Here is a 14662-nt window from a genome sequence, read left to right as displayed (position 1 = left end):
ACGAGCTGTTTGAAAGCCCGTCATTGGCTATCTAAGCTCTTAAAATCTAAACCCTTAAAATCTAAACCCTTAAAATCTAAACCCTTAAAATCTAAACCCTTAAAACTTAAGCCATTATAACAGACCTAATGTGCGTAACGTCTGATCTCCTTCAGATCGATGAGTATAAATGCTGATCCGCTTATTGCTTCGATAACGGGTTACCCTCTCTGCCTGATAACCTAATTCTGCCGCGAGTCGAATGCGATTGTTAGCCGATGTTGTATTATCAAATACACCTAACGATACCGTTCCTTTGTATGCACCATAACCTATATATTCGACATTCTGCACGTTTTGCGCTCGCATATAGTTAGCTGCTTTTTTAAGGGCCTTAATATCCCCTCTCAACAAAACAATATAACCGATATTCTCTTTGATCTCTTGAACCTCAGTCTGAAATTCAATCGATGCCAATTCTAATTGTTGAATAATCTCTTTGGCCTGCTTTTCACTGAAATCACCAAGCAATACGGGTGATGCCGCTTCTATATCGTTTGGCGGCAGGTTTACAGGCTCAACCTTGTCTGTAATCACATCAGTATCATCAGCGACCATTAGTGCCTCAGACGATTGTTTATCATTAATCGACTTATCGCTGTTGTCGATCGGTGATAATGGCTGCGCTTCTATTATTGACTGCGGTTCTATTGATGCTTGCGGAGCCACTCCTGCATCACTCTCATTCGCATCCTTCGCAGCCTTCACGACGGTTTGACCGGTGAACTGAATATCACATTTAATACCCGCGGGCACCGCTAGCGAAGGGTTATCCATTTCTAGCTGTACACCAAATGCGCTACTACCCACATCCCCTACCGGGTCGATCGCAACGACTCGGGCAACCCTTGCATGCTGATCGTCGACCTCAGGATACACATCCGCGAGGTAACCCAGCCTCAACTTACCAAAAAACTGCACCGGCACCATGGTCTCGATATGTAGAGGATTTAAGGCAACCAGTCTCACCACTGGGTCGGCATCAATGTATTCACCCTGATACTTAAAATTTCGCTGCACAACGCCATCAATAGGGCTAGTAATAATACGTTGGTTTAATAAGGCTTCTGCTCTCTGTAGCTCTAAGCCTCTGATTTCTCGCTGCTCTTTTGCCTGTTTGACTGACGCCGAGGACAATTTAACCGAGCGTTCGGCCTGTTCATTTTCTTGAGAAGACACCGCCTTGGTGACAAACAGATCGCTCACTCGCTGCAGCGCTAAACGATCATAGCTAAGGTTGATCAAGCCACCGTCTAAATCAGATTCAATGGCCGCTCGCGCTTTCGCCAATTGCACAGAAGCCAACTCGACGCGATCATCGAGCCTAGCGATGGTTTGCCCTTTTGTGACTTGCTCACCCCGCTTTACCAACAGTTCTTTAATAACGCCTGGAGAGGAAGCACTCAATTCAATACTTTGAGAAGGGTTAATAATGCAATCCAAAGCCGGCAATGAATCATGCTGCTCAGAATCAGCCATCACGGGCGTAAACATGCCCCCAAAACAAATAAAAAAACAGATCAACGATCTCAAATCAGATTCCTTCCTATTGTTTTGCTTCATATTTTCTATCACCCGAGACTAAAGCATTTTTTCAAACAAAAATTCACGCAACCTATAGACTAACTCGCCAGCAAAACTGTGAGGACTATGATTGAACTTGATCAAAACCGTCTTTGCTGGCACGCGGTTATCAAACGCGTCATCAGCCAAAAGCTCATCTGCACTGTCGATGGGCAGTTCCAGATTGAATTGAATCATAGGATGTATCATTTTTACTTTAGAATCATCCGTCATATCAACTAATAAATCGCCACCGTAAGCCGATCCCAATACCGCGTCAGGCAGATAATGTATCGCTTGAGGCACGGCTCTTATGTTTTTCACGGTAATGGTGTGATCCGGATAGCTGGCAAAGCGCACTTGCGCCGTGACCCCCTCTCTCTTCAGCCGCTCGGCTTGAGCAACAGAAACAACCACCTGCACCTCAAAGGCACCCGGTTGATAGACAAACCCCAGCAGTTCACCCTTGTTAACGTAACGTCCCTCGAAATCCTGCCAGCGATCAATCACTAACACACCGGATTGAGATGCGTGGATTGCTAACCCTGCAACCTTGTCATTCACATGATCAAGCTCTTTCTGCAAAGAAGCGATCTGCTCAAGCAACAAAGGAGCTCGTTGAGGTTCACCCAGCAACGCTGAATGACGTATATTCTCCTTAATCTTCAATTCAGCCCTAAGCTTATCCCGCTGCGCCAATAAATCGGGATTACGTAAGGCCAACACTAAATCACCTTGATTAATATGACGCCCCGACGGCACATGTAACTGAGTAACCGTGCCCTCTGTAATCGAACGTAATTGCGATCGCTCAGGTAATACAATAACTCCTTTAGCGATTAACGTCATTTGAAAAGGTATAAATAAAATGCCCATAACCAGCATGAATGCCACTAACATCGCATAGACAACGCGTTGAACCCGTCTTTGATGACGCGCCGTTTGCCAAAGGTCATAAGCAAAACAACCTAATGGTTTGAATAACTGAACCCAGAGCGCCCAAACGGCGATACAAACGCCTAACCACAACAAGTAATCACTCACTAAGGCGGCGATAACCATAATGATAAATAATCGATAGCATAGCGCGGCGGGACCATACAGCAGCAGCCACTTCATCTCTCGAGGTTGATAATCGATTGATTTCTCAACCTGCAGCCCAAATACTCGAGTAAACAAAATATAGCGTAACAACAGCTGCGCCCGAGAAGCGAGATTAGGCACTTCAATCCAATCAGAAAATAAGTAATAGCCATCGAAGCGCAATAGCGGATTCGCATTAAACAAAACAGTGGATATCGAGCCTGTTACCGCCACGATAAACCCAATTTCTTGCAATATAGCCTGTTCACTCATACACCAAACCAGCAAACCAACAGCAGCAAGCAGCATCTCGGCCATCATACCTGCCGCCGCCACCAACATACGTTGTCGTTTGCTGGAAAAGTGTGAACTATCTGAGGCATCTACAAAGGGAACGGGAATAAAAACCAGTAACATCAAACCGGCTTTCCTTACTCGGCCACCGCCCTGCCAGACCGCAAGCCCATGCGCCACTTCATGCACCGCCTTCAAAATAGGATAAACCGCCCAAAACCAAAAAATATACAGCGGATCTGCTGCCCGCATCGTCAGATATGCAGAGAGTTCAGTGTGATGATCCAGCCATAAAAAAACACCTAAGCCAATCATCACGCACCAGATCACGGCAAACAACGGATTAAACAGAAGACGACACAGCGGTGACAGTTTTCTTAATAGCGGGTCGGGATTAAAGGTAAAAAAAACAAAACCTGTAGGATTAAATGATCGTTTAGCCGGCCTCGGCTGAGGTTCTTCAGGCGCTGCTATCCCGTTGCTAACCGGTCGCACGATCCCTATTTCGATTAAGCGAGAAAACTGCTCTGCCAACTCATGCTCAGAGACCGTCAGTTGCTCATTCAAACAGATTTTTTCTAAGCTAATACGTCCATTAAGGCGCTGTAGAACCGCATGTGTCAGATCATCGATACGGTATTGATTTTCAGCGCCCGGCGCCTGAATTAACCACCAAGAAGCACCGCCATCGGTGCGATGCGTACATTTAATCCCCGGCACACACACTAACTGAGCATTTTTCAGCTGTTGCCATAAACCATCAACAGTGGCTAACCCTAGCGCATTTTGATTCATGGTAACCATTGCCAACTTTTAAGCCGCAGCCAATGCATTAATGGGCCAAACAAGATCTCTCCGAGCCGCTTACGGCCCACGATAAGATCAGCTACACCCTTCATACCCGGCCGAATATCCTTGCTAATATCGCCCTCTATATGCCCCTCAACACGATAAAAACGCTGCCCTGGTTGCGCCGTAAACACCGATGACACCGTATCTAAGACCACCGGATAGGCGCGATTTCCCAGCCCTGTTAAGAGTATCTCGCCTGTATTTCCCTTACTGACATAACGAATATCCGCTTCATCCACCTCAAACACGATCCGATACTGTCCAACGGGTGCCATTTCAAATAACACCTGCCCCTGTTTAACAACGGAACCCATGGCGCGGCCCATATCACCACTAATAATCTGACCTGTGATGGGGGCGCGTAACGCTAAGCGGCTAAGTTTCTGCTGCAACAGTTGCATATCAATATTGGCGATATCACCTTGCAATGAAAACTGCTGAGCTTCTGCATATTTCAGTTGAGCCAGCGCTTGCCGATGTTGTTTTTCAGCCACCGCGACATCATTTTTCAGTTGATCCAACTGCAATCGGATCTCGGCATCATCGAGAGACGCAATCAACTGTCCTGCATTGATAATATCGCCGGCCTGCACATCAATCGTCTTAATAACACCATCGACGGGGATTGTAATAGAGCGCTGAATGCGCCCCTCCACCACCACCGGCGGCTTGATGGAGTGATCCACCGGCAAGAATAAGCAGAGCATTAAGAAGCATAACGCGATCAACAGAGATACTCGAAAAGCACGTAACTTATCGCCTATCCATAACAAGATAGGAGTCCGCTCGCTCGCCTTTGCATCTGATGCTATCGAGGCAGAGGATGCAACGGGGTCTGAATGTGCGTTTTTAACTAATAATCGATACCAAACTAAGCTCCAATCGATCAGTGACAGTTGATATTTGGGACTAACACCTGAATCAGGAAAACAAATCAGCACGACAAACGTTTGATCATCGGGGCCAGTAAACTTTTTAGTAATAACACAAACGCCCTCATCGATGGAGAGATAGCTAATCACGGGGTTATCACTGGTGATTGCTAAATCGACTTGGGCGACAAGCGGACTCACCGCGCCACCTTGATCTTGTGGCCAGCAGCAAAGCATATCCGGCATGCCTTTAGACACATCAAATACGGCCGCCAATTTAACCTTACTCAACATTAAACAAACCGTTTTTAGCCAGTCATTTAGCATTCACTCTCCACCTCAATTTCAACAAGAAGTCAAAATCTATCCATTCCCCTACCACTGACAATCTGAAATCGCGAATACGTTGATTCTCAAGCTATCATGTTCTAAACAACCTAAACTCATAGCATACAGCGCGTACCAATGATGATCTATTAGGGAAGGTGCGAATAAGTCCGTTATGTTCTCTGCGGACATTAGAATGGCCATTCTAATATCCGCCCTTCGGGGCTTACAGAGAAGCAGGATCTCAGCGTTAACATTTTTCGACGTACAATCAGTATGCCTGTAACGGTTGCCTTGATCTCCAGCTTCTCTGAATTGACTTATTCGCACCTTCCTTAGCATCCTCAGGATAGCGCTCATGCCGCTTATCATCGACGCAGGGTATTACATCACACCGCTCTCCATCATTTTATGATGAATGTTAACCCGCCTCCGCCATATTACATCGTGCTTATCTGTTGATTCATCACGTCAACGCTTTTCTGCTGTCGCCAACGTACCACTGACAAAGTACCACTTTTTAGGGGCTTTCGGTACACCTAGCTGAATCATCAATCAATTTAACCTATTGAAAAATAAACACTCTATGCTTAAGTAGATAGCAAGCTTCACCTTATTAGCTTATAACCTGACGTATCATCATGAACGAAAAAGTCATAAAACATGCAAAAATAACAGCCCTTTTAATACTTCAGCTATCGCCACCCATAGCAATCAAAATCCCCTGTAAAATCAGCCACAGAAACAGCGAATCCAGCAAACATACCGGCACTTATCACGACCACCGCTCTCACCGTGACGCACATTATTTGGTACGTCACGGTTAAAAATTTGCTTGCATGAACAGCATTCTCTGAATATGATTAACATATTAAGTAATGACCAATACACTAATAACAGGTTCATAAACTAGGAGGATCGCGTAATGCAATATCATCTAAATGGCTTCAAACCCGGTAATTACCAGGTTCCCGATGAGGCAAGAGAGCCTTATCCAGAACCGCCGGTTTTGGACCTACCTAGTGAAGTGGATGTACTGATCGTCGGTACCGGACCGGCAGGGTTAACCATGGCCCGACAGCTAGCTGAGTTTCCTGACATTAAAACCTGTATTGTTGATATGGCTTCCGGCCCGTTGCTGTTCGGCCGCGCAGATGGTATTTCTTGCCGCACTATGGAGATCATGGAAGCCTTCAATAGCAGCGAAATGGTTGTGAAAGAGACCTACCAACTGAAACAGAACACCTTCTGGGAGCCGGATGCGGCCAACCCTGAGAACATCAAGCTTACGCATAAGGTTGCCGATGCCCGCGCGGGGCTTTCCGAATTTGTCCACGGCATAGTCAATCAAGCACGCCTGCATGAATTACTGACTGATGGCATGGAAAGAACCGTCACCCATCTCAAACCTCACTACAGTCGTCAACTGGTTGAGATGAAGATTGATGATAATCTCACCCAAGATCTGAATGCCTACCCGATTACCGCCACCTTTAAGCGAGCCGATGAGGCAGGTGCAGGCAAAACAGAAACCGTTAAAGCCCGCTACATCGTCGGCTGCGACGGCGCCAGAAGTAACGTTCGCAGAAGCATGGATATCCCGCTAGAAGGTGATTCCGCCAACAAAGCCTGGGGCGTCATGGATATTCTGCTAAATACAGACTTCCCAGACATTCGCGTCAAGAGCTTTATCCAATCAAAAGACCACGGCGCGGTGATGACGATTCCTCGCGAAGGCGGCTATCTTTGCCGCTTCTATGTTGAGCTGGATCTACTTGGCAAAGACAAGCGTGTTAGAGATGTTAATCTAACCGAACAAGACCTTATCGCCAAAGCCCAGAAAATTTTTCATCCCTATACACTGGATGTGAAAGAAGTCGCTTGGTGGTCGATCTATGAGGTTGGCCAACGTATTGCAGAACGCTTTGATAATCGCCCAGTGGGCAGTTCAGACGACATAATACCCCGCGCCTTTGTCGCCGGTGACGCCTGTCATACGCACAGCCCTAAAGGCGGCTGGGGGCTAAACACCTCACTGCCAGACACCTTCAATCTGGGCTGGAAGCTGGCCGCCGTGTTGCAAGGCAAGAGTCACCCTAAGTTGCTGAGCACCTACGGCACCGAGCGACGTAAAGTAGCGCAACAATTGATCGACGCTGATCGCGAGCTGTCTAGGCTCGTGGCGACACGTCCCACCGCAGGCGATGACTCACAGCAATCAACCGTTGATACGGCCAAAATCGAAGCCTTTATGAAACGACAAAGTGGTTTTGTCTCCGGCACATCGATTGAATACTTCCCGTCATACATTTGCACACATCAAGAAAACCAACATTTAGCCAAGGGCTTTCACATTGGCCAACGTATCCACTCGGCTGAAGCGACACGTGTCGCCGACGGTAGAAGTCAGCACCTAGGTCACTTAGTCAAGGCCGATGGTCGCTGGCGGATCTTCCTGTTTGGTGATGATCAAGACCCGAGAGAGTCGTCATCGGCGGCGTATCAATTGATCGACTTTTTGGCCAACGATGAAACATCACCGGTGCAAAAATACACCCCGACGGGCGCTGACATCGATTCGGTAATTGATACCTATGCGGTGTTTCAGCAACAAGATTTAGCCATGCATGATCTGCCTGACTACCTCTGGCCAGCCAAAGGAAAATATGGCCTGCGCGACTATGAAAAGGTATTCCAGGCTGATCCAAGCAACGATATCTATGACCTACGCGACATTAATCGCTCGGCTGGCTGCATAGTGATTGTCAGACCCGATCAGCATATCGCATCGATCTTACCCGTAACGGCACACGAACAGCTTAAGCAATTCTTCGATGAGTTTATGCTGGAACAAAACTAAGCCCACATAATCAAACGCACGACACCGCCCATCAGGTAAAACTGATGGGCTTTCTTGTCTCTAGCAAAGCTCGATTACGCATCCGTACACTCCGCTCTAAAACAGACAACGCCCAGGCAGATCTTCATAACATCGAGTTTTAACACCGGCTTAAAAGAGGCGCATGAGCAACATATTCAAACCTTATGCGGCATGGGCATGGGCATGGGCGAGAAACATCAGGGCTGACAATGACTCAAACTTGCGTGAAGAGAAAATGATCGCCGATGCACTCAATAGCGATTGTGACGACAGAATATCTAGAAAGGCTTAGAGAAGGTGCGAATAAGTCCGTTATGTTCTCTGCGGACATTACGCGAAAGCCAGTGCAGCGAAATGTCTGGACCTTTTCAAGCTGGCTGACAAAGTAGATGACCATTCTAATATCCGCCCTTCGGGGCTTACAGAGGCGTAATTGACTTATTCGCACCTTCCCTAAACATCGATGCCTATGAAGAGAGATCGCCAACTTGCAAAATTAAGTCGATGTAACAGGGTGAGGTTCGAAGCTTAAAAATAAAGTGCCTCATGAAAAGGACTTGTTCGCATCTTCCGTAATCAAAGCCCTCCTACACAAAGATATTTTACTTCCATATAATCATCAATTCCATAATGAGACCCTTCCCGCCCTAAGCCTGACTCTTTCACGCCACCAAAAGGAGCAACTTCTGTAGATATCAACCCTGTGTTAATACCGACCATTCCATACTCTAACGCTTCAGCTATCCGCCAAACTCGACCGATATCTCGCGAATAAAAATACGCAGCTAAACCAAAAGGTGTCGCGTTAGCCAGTGCTACAACATCATCTTCACTCTCAAATGAGACAATGGGTGCGACCGGACCAAAAATCTCTTCATGAAGAATAGCGGCTTCAGGATCCACATTTTTCAAAATCGTTGGTGGGAAAAATCGCTGATTATCATCAATAGGAGAACCGCCTAAGATAACCTCGGCTCCTAGGCTTACGGCATTATCAATCAGTTGACTAACCTTAGCGACCGCCTTGCTATCAATCATAGGCCCTATAGATACACCGACATCAAATCCATCCCCTATTTTCAGTTCCTCTACCCGCTTAGCCAAACGCTGACAAAAGTCGTCATAAACTCCTGACTGAATCAACATCCGATTGGTACAAACACATGTCTGCCCGGCATTACGGTATTTTGATACCAACGCTCCTTCAACTGCAGCCTCAATATCCGCATCGTCAAAAACGATAAATGGTGCATTTCCACCTAACTCTAACGAGATTTTTTTGACATCTTTAGCACACTGTTGATAGAGTAATTTACCGATCGCCGTTGAACCGGTAAAGCTTAACTTCCTGACGTCTGAGTTAGACGTTAATTCACCACCAATGGCGACCGGATCACCGATTACAACATTAAATACGCCTGCTGGAACACCTGCCCGCTCAGCTAATTCCGCCAGCGCCAGTGCGCAAAGAGGTGTTTGTTCCGCAGGCTTAACCACAATGGTACAGCCCGCTGCCAATGCTGGACCCGCTTTACGCGTAATCATTGCGCTAGGAAAGTTCCACGGTGTGATGGCAGCACATACCCCGATCGCTTCTTTAGTTACGATGATTCGCTTATCTTGGCTGAAACTAGGAATAACATCCCCATAAACTCGCTTAGCCTCCTCACCAAACCACTCAAGGAAAGAGGCTGCATAACGAATTTCACCAACCGATTCAGACAAAGGTTTTCCCTGCTCTAACGTCATAATTTTCGCTAAGTCCTGCTCATGCTCTAACATCAAGTTAGCCCACTTAATCAGAATTTTTGCTCTATCCTTAGCCGTTAGTTTTTTCCAACCAGGCAATGCTGCTTTAGCCGCCTTAACTGCTAATCGAGTTTCGATCGCACCCAATTTCGGTACCACAGCAATAACTTTTCCAGTTGAAGGGTTATCTATCTCCAACTGTTCAGTAGCGTCAACCCATTGACCATTTATATAGCATTGTTGACGTAGTAGTCCGGTATCATTTAAGTGCAGCATAGCTCAGCTATCCTTTTATTTTATTAGTTTGATCCAAAGATCACATTGTCGAACCTAAACACTCTCTAGGTCCTAACCAGCTTGAACAATATATACTAGCTTTCTACAGATAATCTCAGTCTCTAAACCATTTATTACAGGCCAGATCAAAGCATTACTTAAGGAAGTTTCAATGATCTTCCATGTCGGAAGATAAATCGGGTTGTTTAACAAAACATTCATTTTGCCGGTTGCCCTAGAGGGAGATAAACGATCTCCCCCGATGCAAGACACTGCTGTGGCTTACAGTTCTTGCTCAAACAATGGCAGTGCTTCAAACAAATCGATCACCACACCATAATCAGCAACAGAAAAAATAGGCGCGTCTTCATCCTTATTAATCGCGACTATGACCTTTGAGTCTTTCATACCCGCCAAGTGCTGTATCGCGCCCGATATACCTACAGCGATGTATAATTCAGGCGCAACAATTTTACCGGTTTGCCCTACTTGCATATCATTCGAAACAAAACCAGCATCAACAGCCGCACGAGATGCTCCCACAGCCGCACCTAACTTATCAGCAATACCATCTAGCAATTTAAAGTTATCGCCATTAGCCATACCTCGGCCACCAGAAATAACGACTCGGGCTGAAGTTAATTCAGGTCGATCCGTTGACACTAATTCATCAGCCACATGCCGAGAGCCTGTGTTCTTTTCAACATCCGGCGTTTCGACGCCAACGATCTCAACAATAGAATGTTCATTTGAATCAACCGGGTTAAAAGCCGTACCACGAACCGTCATAACTTTTTTCGTATCGCCGCTCTGAACGGTCGCTATCGCATTCCCTGCATAAATGGGCCGTTTAAACGTATTCTCACTTTCGACAGAAATGATTTCAGAAATCTGAGCGACATCCAATAATGCAGCAACTCTAGGCATAAAGTTTTTACCTGAAGTACTCGCTGGCGCCAAGATGTGGCTATATTTAGCCGCTATTTTTATAATTAGAGAGCTCATGCTCTCCGCTAATTGCGATGAATAAGCTTCGTCATCTACCAGTAAAACTTTACCAATGCCATTCGCCTTGACAGCTTGATCAGCTACCGCCCGACAATCAAAACCAGCAACTAATACCTCTATTTCTTTACCGGTAACCTTTGCAACTTCCGTTGCCGCCTGAATAACATTTAAAGTAACCGGTTTAAGCTCGACATTATCATGTTCAGCAATAACTAGAATTGTCATCAAATTTCTTCCTTATCCGATTACTTTAGCTTCGTTCTTTAGTTTTGTAACAAGCTCACCAATAGACTCGACAACAATACCGCTTTGACGCTCAGTAGGCGGTTCGACTTTAATTACTTTGAGATAGCACTTAAGATCAACACCCAATGCTTCGGGCGTTTTCACGTCTAACGGCTTACGCTTTGCCTTCATAATATTCGGTAATGATGCATAGCGAGGCTCATTCAATCGAAGGTCTGTAGTGACAACCGCTGGCAAATTCAACTCAAGCGTTTGCAATCCACCATCGACTTCTCTGACAACAATAGCCTGGCCATCTGCTATTGTTAGCTCTGAAGCAAAGGTTGCCTGAGGCATTCCAGCCAACGCGGCCAACATCTGACCTGTCTGGCCATTATCAGAATCAATCGATTGTTTACCCAAAATAACCAACTCTGGTTTCTCTTCGAGGACCACTGCTTGTAACAATTTAGCGACAGATAGAGAATCAACAACCTGTTCCGTTTCAATTAAAATGCCTCTATCTGCACCTAGCGCTAATGCTGTACGAAGCTGCTCTTGACTAGCCTTATTACCGATGGAAACAACAACCACTTCGGTAGCAACACCCTTTTCTTTTAAGCGAATAGCTTCTTCTACAGCAATTTCGCAAAATGGATTCAAACCCATCTTCGTATTCGCCAATTCCACATCCGTCAGATCAGCTTTCACTCTGACTTTAACGTTATAATCTATGACACGTTTTACTGCGACCAGTATTTTCATGCTATTAAACCTACCTATAATATATATCTAGCGCACTGCTTCGAAGCTAACAACTAGTCGACTTACAAATTCCAAGCGACCTTCAAACCATCATAAACAGCCTCTTCTGCCGTACGCGCAGCCAAAGCATCACCAATGGTATGCACTTCGGCTAAATCAGAAATCTCTTCAGCCAAAGTAGAGGTGGGTTGCTGACCATAACTCAATACTAAGGTATCAACTTCCTCCAGCATCACGGCGTCACCACTCGCGGTATGTTGCATATAAACCGTGTCATCATCACAGCCAAACAAGCGCATATAGGGAATAACCTCAACCTCAAGACGATGCAGCGTTGCGATCATTGAAGTACGTACATAAGACTGAAGTAACTCACCAGCACAAACCCCATTTACAGCTAATCGTACTTTGTGCCCATTGCCTGCGAGTTGTTGCGCTAGCCCCATACCAACCCAGTCACATTTCCAATCAGCAATGACCACGCTAGCACCCGGCACGACCTCTTCATTGAGTATTTGCCAATTATTAACGACTTGCATCTCACCGTAGTTTTCAAACTCAGGTATATAGGGGGTCGCTCCAGTGGCAATAATGACGACATCGGGTTGTTCACGCTCAACCAAAGAACGATCAACTTTGGTATTGCGAACAACATCAACTCCTGCGATCTCACACTCACGAGTTAAGTTTGTTGCTAACCCACCGAACTCTGCCCGCCCAATTACTTTCTGTGCAATATTAACCTGACCACCTAACTGCTTAGATGCTTCATACAGTGTTACTTTATGCCCGGCACCTGCCGCAATACTGGCGGCTTTTAATCCGGCAGGCCCGCCACCAATAATCATCACTTTTTTCAGCGTTGTCGCTTTTGGAGCCCCGCCAAATCCATAAATCAACTCGCGGCCGGTTTCCGGATGTTGGATACAAGAAATAGGTAACCCTCGGTGAAAATGCCCAATGCAAGCCTGATTGCAGCCAATACAGGCCCTAATATCGTCAAAACGACCCGCGGCAGCCTTTTCCGGCATATTAGGATCACAAATAAGAGCACGGGTCATGCCAACGATATCCGCTTCTTTTTTAAGCAACACCTGTTCTGCTTCCTGCGGCTGATTGATCCTACCGGCAACAAAAACAGGGATATCCAGCTGTTCTTTATAAAGCTTAGAATCTGACGCAAGATAAGCATTATCAGTCGTCATGGGCGGCACAATATGCACAGCGCCAACGAGAGTAGCCGAGGTGCCCGCAATAATATTGATAAAATCTAAATCAACCGATAAAACCTTGCAGGCGGCTAGCGTATTTTCCAACTGTAACCCGTGCTCATCCATTTCACGGCTGGAAATACGTAAACCAACAGCGAAATGGTCGCTGGTTGCATTGCGAACCTCAGCGATCACTTCTTGCAAAAAGCGCAACCGATTTTCATCACAACCGCCATATTGATCGGTACGCTTATTCACACAAGGGTTAAGAAACTGAGAAGGCAAGTAACCATGGCTAGCGACTATTTCAACACCATCTATACCGGCAGCCTCCATCCGTTTAGCAGCAGATGCATAACCAGCAACAATCTCGCTAATCATATCAACCGACATCGTTCGTGGCATAACATGGAATCTTTCCTGATGAATCGCCGAAGCAGAATAAGCCACTGGCGCTAAGCCATCCGCAGTTTCCATAATTTCACGACCAGGGTGAAATAGCTGCGCATAAACAACCGCATCATGCTGATGACAGGTATCGGCCATTTTACGATATCCCTCAATACAACCATCATCCGTAGCCATCAATACATGAGAGGAATAGCGTGCAGAATCATGTACCGCTGATACCTGCAAAACAATTAAACCTGCACCACCCAATGCTCGCGCTTCTTGGTAAGCGATATAAGCGTCGTTGATATAACCATCATCCGGCAATGTTGTATCATGCCCTGTAGACATAATACGATTACGTATGGTTTTGCCTGCAATGGTGAGTGGTGAAAACAAGTTAGGAAACTGTGCTTGGTTCATTGCCTTCACCCTAAACGTCTTGTTTATAACGAGTTTCAGTCCAGTCGACCGGATAAAGTGTGTAAAACACCTCGGCGCCCTCACCTTCATAAACCACAGGGGTATATTCCGGAATCCAAATCACATCGCCAGGCTCAGCTTCGATTACGTCATCCCCTAAACGAAGACGAAACAAGCCTTTTAAACAGATAATGATCTCATCATATAAAACCGTCCAGTTGACAGAAGTCTGATCAAAGGTCGCTATCCCTGCACCAATCGTTTTACTGACTTCAGGGCCAATAATCCGAGCAATACTCGCCCGGCCAGGATCCGAACCATAGGGATCGTGTATCATTTCTGACTTTTTATACAGAATTGCGGTTTTCATTTGCTTTACCCTCTCTTGTTGTTTTCAAGCAAAATAAAACAAAACAATGAACAAAAAGTTGCTTGAAGTAAAATTTATACATCTTTTTTTTACTATTTAAAACATTTTTTTGGTTTATTTTACTTTTTGTTGCGAGATCCGGTGTCCGATCAATGGGAAATTGATCGCGTAGATGAGTGGTCAAACAAGGAAATCAAAGTAGCTATCGGGCGATAGCTACTAAAGAAGGTGCGAATAAATCAATTACGCCTCTGGCGTACAGAGAAGCTGGAGATCAAGGCAACCGTTACAGGCATACTGGTTGTACGTCGAAAAATGTTAACGCTGAGATCCT

Annotated in this window: 9 protein-coding genes; 1 reads left to right on the top strand and 8 read right to left on the bottom strand. The window is 45.8% G+C overall.

Translation table 11 applies throughout. The annotated features are described in order from the left end of the window. Nucleotides 1-114: 114 nt before the first annotated feature. The 3 genes from Q4488_RS07925 to Q4488_RS07915 form a co-directional block, all read right to left on the bottom strand. Entirely contained in the window at nucleotides 115-1518 is a 1404-nt protein-coding gene (locus tag Q4488_RS07925) for an efflux RND transporter periplasmic adaptor subunit (RefSeq protein WP_303579938.1), read from the bottom strand. Between the two features lie 102 nt (nucleotides 1519-1620). Beyond that, nucleotides 1621-3774, bottom strand: a complete 2154-nt coding sequence (locus Q4488_RS07920; protein WP_303579937.1) for an HlyD family efflux transporter periplasmic adaptor subunit — start codon at nucleotides 3772-3774, stop codon at nucleotides 1621-1623. Then, nucleotides 3771-5030 (bottom strand): efflux RND transporter periplasmic adaptor subunit, encoded by a 1260-nt coding sequence (locus Q4488_RS07915; RefSeq protein WP_303579936.1) that lies wholly within the window; start codon nucleotides 5028-5030, stop codon nucleotides 3771-3773. Before Q4488_RS07915 ends, Q4488_RS07920 begins: the two co-directional genes overlap by 4 nt. A gap of 925 nt (nucleotides 5031-5955) precedes the next feature. Between Q4488_RS07915 and Q4488_RS07910 the strand changes: the two genes are divergently transcribed. Next, the gene (locus Q4488_RS07910) at nucleotides 5956-7890 is read left to right on the top strand and encodes an FAD-dependent monooxygenase (RefSeq protein ID WP_303579935.1); all 1935 of its coding nucleotides are present in this window, start codon (nucleotides 5956-5958) and stop codon (nucleotides 7888-7890) included. 597 nt (nucleotides 7891-8487) lie between these two features. Here Q4488_RS07910 and Q4488_RS07905 read toward each other — a convergent pair. From Q4488_RS07905 to Q4488_RS07885, 5 genes are all read right to left on the bottom strand, one after another. Further along, nucleotides 8488-9936, bottom strand: a complete 1449-nt coding sequence (locus Q4488_RS07905) for an NAD-dependent succinate-semialdehyde dehydrogenase (RefSeq protein WP_303579934.1) — start codon at nucleotides 9934-9936, stop codon at nucleotides 8488-8490. 282 nt (nucleotides 9937-10218) lie between these two features. Next, entirely contained in the window at nucleotides 10219-11169 is a 951-nt protein-coding gene (locus Q4488_RS07900; RefSeq protein ID WP_303579933.1) for an electron transfer flavoprotein subunit alpha/FixB family protein, read from the bottom strand. Nucleotides 11170-11181: 12 nt separating this feature from the next. Next, nucleotides 11182-11934, bottom strand: coding sequence for an electron transfer flavoprotein subunit beta/FixA family protein (locus Q4488_RS07895; RefSeq protein ID WP_303579932.1), 753 nt, complete (start codon nucleotides 11932-11934; stop codon nucleotides 11182-11184). A gap of 62 nt (nucleotides 11935-11996) precedes the next feature. Beyond that, on the bottom strand, nucleotides 11997-13958 hold the full coding sequence (locus Q4488_RS07890; RefSeq protein ID WP_303579931.1) for an FAD-dependent oxidoreductase: 1962 nt from the start codon (nucleotides 13956-13958) through the stop codon (nucleotides 11997-11999). 10 nt (nucleotides 13959-13968) lie between these two features. Further along, entirely contained in the window at nucleotides 13969-14328 is a 360-nt protein-coding gene (locus tag Q4488_RS07885; protein WP_303579930.1) for an ethanolamine utilization protein EutQ, read from the bottom strand. Nucleotides 14329-14662: the final 334 nt, after the last annotated feature.

The sequence above is a fragment of the Amphritea sp. 1_MG-2023 genome, from assembly GCF_030547545.1.
GTDB lineage: Bacteria > Pseudomonadota > Gammaproteobacteria > Pseudomonadales > Balneatricaceae > Amphritea.
The sequence above is the reverse complement of the archived record's forward strand: the minus strand, read 5'-3'. Positions and strand labels throughout refer to the sequence as shown.

Coding starts and splice junctions, on each gene's coding strand:
- Q4488_RS07915 (WP_303579936.1), bottom strand. CDS start 5,030: ATGCTAAATGACTGGCTAAAAACGGTTTGTTTAATGTTGAGTAAGGTT.
- Q4488_RS07925 (WP_303579938.1), bottom strand. CDS start 1,518: ATGGCTGATTCTGAGCAGCATGATTCATTGCCGGCTTTGGATTGCATT.
- Q4488_RS07895 (WP_303579932.1), bottom strand. CDS start 11,934: ATGAAAATACTGGTCGCAGTAAAACGTGTCATAGATTATAACGTTAAA.
- Q4488_RS07885 (WP_303579930.1), bottom strand. CDS start 14,328: ATGAAAACCGCAATTCTGTATAAAAAGTCAGAAATGATACACGATCCC.
- Q4488_RS07920 (WP_303579937.1), bottom strand. CDS start 3,774: ATGAATCAAAATGCGCTAGGGTTAGCCACTGTTGATGGTTTATGGCAA.
- Q4488_RS07890 (WP_303579931.1), bottom strand. CDS start 13,958: ATGAACCAAGCACAGTTTCCTAACTTGTTTTCACCACTCACCATTGCA.
- Q4488_RS07900 (WP_303579933.1), bottom strand. CDS start 11,169: ATGACAATTCTAGTTATTGCTGAACATGATAATGTCGAGCTTAAACCG.
- Q4488_RS07905 (WP_303579934.1), bottom strand. CDS start 9,936: ATGCTGCACTTAAATGATACCGGACTACTACGTCAACAATGCTATATA.
- Q4488_RS07910 (WP_303579935.1), top strand. CDS start 5,956: ATGCAATATCATCTAAATGGCTTCAAACCCGGTAATTACCAGGTTCCC.